This is a genomic window from Sneathiella sp. (assembly GCF_041689005.1).
Lineage (GTDB): Bacteria > Pseudomonadota > Alphaproteobacteria > Sneathiellales > Sneathiellaceae > Sneathiella.
On the sequence record NZ_JBDNHC010000043.1, the window covers coordinates 1 to 5,343 of the forward strand.

Here is a 5,343-nt window from a genome sequence, read left to right on the forward strand (position 1 = left end):
CAAACATTCCATCATCGGCGCCGCCGGGGTTCTGGATGACCAGCCAGGATGAATTCGTATAACGGGCAAGGTACTTCGCATCGACCTTGCCCGCGCGTAACAATTCATGCACCAGCGACAATACAAACAGCCCATCTGTTCCAGGCGTTACGCCGAGCCATTCATCGGCAATCGCCGAATAGCCGGTACGGACGGGATTGATGGATACGAATTTTCCACCGCGGCCCTTGAGCTTGCTTAAACCCTTCTTGATCGGGTTGCTGTCATGATCTTCGGCCACACCGAACATCATGAAATACCGGGTATTCTCCCAATCAGGTTCGCCGAATTCCCAGAAGGCGCTGCCCATCGTGTAGAGCCCGGCCGCGGCGATATTGACGGAACAAAATCCGCCATGTGCTGCGTAGTTTGGTGTACCGAATTGTTGCGCCCACCAGCCGGTAAAGGATTGGCTCTGGTCGCGTCCGGTAAAGAAGGCGAGCTTGCGCGGATCATTGGCGCGTGCTCGCGCCAGCCAGGACGTTGCAACGTCGAGTGCTTCGTCCCACTCGATTTCTTTGAACTGGCCGCTGCCACGCGGGCCGACCCGGCGCAGCGGGTTGGTCAGTCGGGCAGGGGACTTGTACTGCATGATGCCCGCGGAGCCCTTAGCGCACAGCACACCCTTGTTAACGGGATGATTCGGGTTGCCTTCGATATACCGGACCGATCCATCCTTCATATGCACGCGGATGCCGCAGCGACAGGCGCACATGTAGCAGGTCGTATATTGGACGGAGTCGGATATTTCAGGGCTGAGGTCGATGTCGGGGGACGGCGTGCTCAATGGAGTTTCCTATACGGGGCAGACTATTCGGGAATGTTCAGTGTCCGGATGGACCGACCACCATCACCTAACATATTCAATTAATAGAAACTGAGTAAAGCGGTGAAGCTACTAATTGCCAAAGCGGCTCAAAAATCGCCGGTTGTTCGGGCAATTACTGGTTAAGCAGCCCCAGGGCCCGGAAGCTGGTATGGTTGCCCTTGGCTATGATCACGTGATCATGCAGGGCGATTCCGAGTTTTTCACTGACGTCCTGAACCTGCCGCGTCATATCGATGTCCGCACGGGAAGGTGTCGGATCGCCGGATGGATGGTTGTGGAGGAGGCAACCCATTCTATCTATGTATCTGAAAAAAATAAGAAATCTTAAAACCGCAAAGAGGCATGGTGGCTGGAATTGGGAGCGGTTTTACATTCTCCGTCGTGATCATCACGCTCCCTCACTGGTATCCATGCTGAGTCGCTTTGGTGCACGGCAAATAATCATATTCTTCTGATCCCAAGCATCAAGTTCAGCCGCAGGGTAAAGAACGGCCTTGCCGATTTTGACGAAGGTGGGCCCGATCCTCATTGCTCGCCAGTTTCGCAATGTGCCGACTGAGACTCCGCCCCGATAGCGGTCTGAGACTTCCTCGGCAGTCAGATATTTGTTATCTTCCATCGAGATCTCCACGTAACGCATTGCTGGCGACCGCCGTCGCAGTATGCGCCGACCAAGCTTCACCAAATGCGATGTGGATCAGGTTCGGTCAGGCTCACGAACTTTAGATCCCGCTATCGCACTGCTATGAATGGGATCTGATTTCCGAGAAGGGAAGAGCCGAAAAAGCGGTGTAGTGGCTGCGGATATTGTTGGATATGAAACGGACTGATTGACCGCCGCTTGCGAGCACAGCATCGGCGAGACCAAGTATGTGAAAGAGTTCGAGCGTGCGTGGTTGAAGCCCCTTTGCCCGTGATGCCTTAGAAGGCTCGGATGCCTTTTCGACGACACGTGCACCAATGCCTTTGCGAGCCAATTCGATGGCAAGCACAAGGCCTGTTGGCCCCGCTCCAATTATGAGAGCCGATCCGGGAAGTTTGGATTCATGACGAATGGTTTACGGCGAGCCGCCTGAGCATGATGCGGATCATGGCGAGGCGGACGAAGGCGACGGTGGTGCGCGCATAGCGCTCGAAATCCCTGGCGAGACGACGACAGCGACTGATCCAGGCGAAGGTGCGTTCCACGATCCAGCGCTTGGGCAGGACCTCGAAGCCTTTGGCAGCATCGGATCGCATCACGATCTCCAGCTTCCACGCTCCGGTGCGCGAGACGACGAGAGCCATCTTCTCGCCGCGGTGGCCGCCGTCTGCGAAGATGCGTTCGATGAAGGGAAACAGCCGCCTCGCCCGGCGCAGCAGTTCGAAGGCGCCGTCGCGATCCTGGATATCGGCGGGAAGAACGACGACGTTCAGCAAGAGACCCAAGGTGTCGACGAGGATGTGCCGCTTGCGGCCCTTGACCTTCTTGCCCGCGTCGTAGCCTGAAGCATCGAGCGAAGCCCCCCTTTTTGCGCGCCCTTGGCGCTCTGGCTGTCGATGATCGCCGTCGTCGGGCTCGCCTCGCGTCCTGCCTGCTCGCGCACCGCGACATAGAGCGCGTGATGAATGCGCTCCAGCGTGCCGTCCCAGGTCCACAAGTCGAGATAGTCGTACACCGTGCTCTTCGGCGGCAGGTCTTTGGGCAGTGCCTTCCACTGGCATCCGGTCCATAGCACGTAGAAGATCGCGTTCAGCACCTCGCGCACGTTGATCTAACGCTTTCGCCCGCCGTGCCTGGCCGGCGGGATCATCGGCTCGACCAGCGCCCATTCGGCGTCACTCAGATCGCTCGCATAGCGCAGGCCATCTCGGGCGGCCGCACGGCGGTGTTCGGGTGTCCACATCGGGCCCTCCTTCGCGAATCAAGCACCCGCAAGGGAATCACATCCGATTCATCCGACTCAACAACTTCCCGGATCGGCTCTGAGAACCGAATTACGATCTAACATGATGTCTGCATTCCAAAAAATGTGATGGAGGCTCAAAGGCTCCTTGTTACTTTTTACTTCGATTGACTTGGCTCCGCCTTCGAACGGATCGATTGCAGGTCAGCCCCTCGATGAGGACCGCAAGGCCATATTCGAAAGCAGCGTCAGGCAGAGCCTTTCCGACTTCCTCAAATGCGGCGGCGACAAGCGGCGGCATTTGAACTGATTCAGCTTCGGGTTTCCGGTGGCAATCGTCGGTATCGCTCGCCTGCTGTTCAATTGCCGACCCTACGACATAGTGGCCGATCACAAGGAGCGCCTTGGCGGCGTCACCGGGTGAAAACCCCGCCTCGCAAAGCAAGTGTAACTGCGCTTCAATGCTCTCGAACTGTTGGTGGGACGGTCGCGTACCCGCATGGATAAGGGCACCATCGCGATAGGCGAGCAGCGCATGTCGAAAGCTACGCGCGTTCTCCCCGAGGAATGTCGGCCAATCCTCGTCTGGCTTGGGGAGCGCGCGCGCGTGGCCCTCCGCCAACATCGCCTCCGCCAAGGCATCGAGCAAGGCACGCTTGTTCTCGAAATGCCAATAGAGGGCGGGTTGTTGAACGCCGAGACGTTCAGCAAGTTTTCGAGTCGTCAGTCCATCCACACCAACTTCGTTGAGCAGGTCTAAAGCTTCTCGGATCACTGACTCGCGCTGCACCTTCGTCATGGTCTCTCACCTGTTCGCTTAACAATTTATCAACGATAAACTTTATTGTCGAAAACTTATCGCTGATAAAGTATGCTCCAATTGGCAAGAAGCCGAGAGGGTGGCGCCAAGTATTTAATGATGAAAGAGAATAGGACGATGCATACCGTATCGGCGACCATCACGCACGATGCCTTCGGCATCGGACTGCCGTTCAGTGCGCCGGCAATTGCTGCGCGGACAGGTAAGCAGTCGGAGGCCCACGCATTTTCTGGCAAGCACTTGCAACTCTACTGCTGGTCTAAGTCAAACGCTTGTTCGTGTTGCGAAGGCTGCAACGTTTGATGATCGAACTGCGTCATCTCCGCTATGTAGTCGCTGCCGCTGAACAACGGAGCTTTCGTGGTGCTGAGAAGGCGCTCCGCGTCCAAGAATCGTCCATCAGCCGTCGTATTCGCGATCTTGAGGACGAAATCGGCGCAGCCCTTTTTATCCGCTCACATGAGGGCGTGAAGCTCACCTATGCGGGGCAGCGGTTCCTATATCGCGCCCGTATAGCCCTCGATCAGATCGGTCACGCCGTAACGGATGTCGGAGCGATCGGGCGTGCCGAGGACGGCGCTGTGCGCATTGGCATTTTATCTTCGATGGCCTCTGGCTTTCTCGCGGAACTATTCCAAGCCTTCGACGCCGGTCATGCCGGTGTCCGCCTAGAGTTCGCCGATGGTGCGCCGTCGGACCATTTTGCCGCTGTCCGGCAACACAGACTCGATGTTGCTTTCGTCACAGGGGATCCGGCATTGACAGATTTCGACGTGACGCAGCTCTGGACCGAGCGGCTGTTCGTCGCCCTGCCTTCGCATCACAAGCTCGCTGTATTGTCGGAAGTCGATTGGCCCGACCTGCGCGGCCAGCCTCTCGTTTTTGGCGAAGCACGGACGGAATCTGATATCGGCGATTTTCTGGTGAAACGCTTGGTCGAGGCCGGAGATCGACCGATGGTCGAACGGCACAGCGTTGGGCGGGACAGTCTCATGCAGATTGTATCGCTCGGTCGCGGGTTGACGCTGATCAGCGAGGCGGCGACGGCGATGCATTTTCCGGGTGTCGTCTATCGCCCGCTTCTCGGGGAAGAGTTGGCGTTCAGCGCGGTCTGGTCGCCGCGAAACGAAAATCCGGCTCTCAGGCGTATGCTCAGTCTTGCCCGGAAGATGTCCGAGGCGCGTTCTCCATCGGCGCCAATCGGCGCCCCCGTTTTCTCTAAACAAAAATCTACCTGATTACGCACTATCCTCAGCCATTTTGTGGTGATACAAAACGGGAACGAATAGCGGTTTTCCGGGAATTGATCGATGGCGCGAAACAAGGTCCAGTTTCAGAAAGGCCTCAGCGAGGCCCAGTTCGACGATCTTTACGGAACCGAGGAGAAGTGCCGGGCTGTCGTATTCGGTTGGCGCTGGCCCTCGGGTTTCGAATGCCCGACCTGCGGAGGGGCCAGTCACAGCATCATAAAGACCCGCAGGCTCTACCAGTGTACGAGTTGCCGAAGGCAGACTTCGCTCATTGCCGGGACGATCTTCGCCGCAACCAAGGCGTCGCTGCGGACATGGTTCCGGGCGATGTATCATCTCACCCAGAGCAAGGGTGGCATCTCAAGCATCGAGTTGGGGCGCCGCCTTGGCGTGACACAGACCACGGCCTGGAAGATCAAGCACAAACTCATGCAGGTGATGATGGAGCGCGATGCCGGCAAACGTCTGAAGGGAAGGATCGAAATGGACGATGCCTATCTCGGCGGAGCACGCAGCGGC

General features: G+C 57.4%; 7 protein-coding genes and 1 pseudogene. 2 read left to right on the forward strand and 6 right to left on the reverse strand.

Annotation, left to right across the window (positions count from 1 at the left end):
* From ACESNI_RS05290 to tetR, 6 genes and pseudogenes are all read right to left on the reverse strand, one after another.
* Window positions 1-826, reverse strand: an 826-nt coding sequence (locus ACESNI_RS05290) for a molybdopterin-dependent oxidoreductase (RefSeq protein WP_373085449.1), incomplete at its 3' end; no start/stop codon positions are given.
* A gap of 154 nt (window positions 827-980) precedes the next feature.
* Window positions 981-1,160: a JAB domain-containing protein gene (locus ACESNI_RS05295; RefSeq protein ID WP_373085450.1), complete on the reverse strand. Its 180-nt coding sequence runs from the start codon at window positions 1,158-1,160 to the stop codon at window positions 981-983.
* A gap of 96 nt (window positions 1,161-1,256) precedes the next feature.
* Window positions 1,257-1,487 (reverse strand): helix-turn-helix transcriptional regulator, encoded by a 231-nt coding sequence (locus tag ACESNI_RS05300; RefSeq protein WP_373085451.1) that lies wholly within the window; start codon window positions 1,485-1,487, stop codon window positions 1,257-1,259.
* 124 nt (window positions 1,488-1,611) lie between these two features.
* Window positions 1,612-1,923, reverse strand: a complete 312-nt coding sequence (locus ACESNI_RS05305) for an FAD-dependent monooxygenase (protein WP_373085457.1) — start codon at window positions 1,921-1,923, stop codon at window positions 1,612-1,614.
* Window positions 1,913-2,754 (reverse strand): annotated as a pseudogene (locus tag ACESNI_RS05310) (IS5 family transposase). Before ACESNI_RS05310 ends, ACESNI_RS05305 begins: the two are co-directional and overlap by 11 nt.
* A gap of 151 nt (window positions 2,755-2,905) precedes the next feature.
* Entirely contained in the window at window positions 2,906-3,553 is a 648-nt protein-coding gene (tetR, locus tag ACESNI_RS05315; RefSeq protein WP_373085453.1) for a tetracycline resistance transcriptional repressor TetR, read from the reverse strand.
* Window positions 3,554-3,876: 323 nt separating this feature from the next.
* On the opposite strand from tetR, the gene ACESNI_RS05320 reads away from it, so the two are divergent.
* On the forward strand, window positions 3,877-4,812 hold the full coding sequence (locus ACESNI_RS05320) for a LysR family transcriptional regulator (protein WP_373085455.1): 936 nt from the start codon (window positions 3,877-3,879) through the stop codon (window positions 4,810-4,812).
* Window positions 4,813-4,884: 72 nt separating this feature from the next.
* On the forward strand, window positions 4,885-5,343 hold a 459-nt coding region (locus ACESNI_RS05325), incomplete at its 3' end, for an IS1595 family transposase (RefSeq protein ID WP_373085456.1).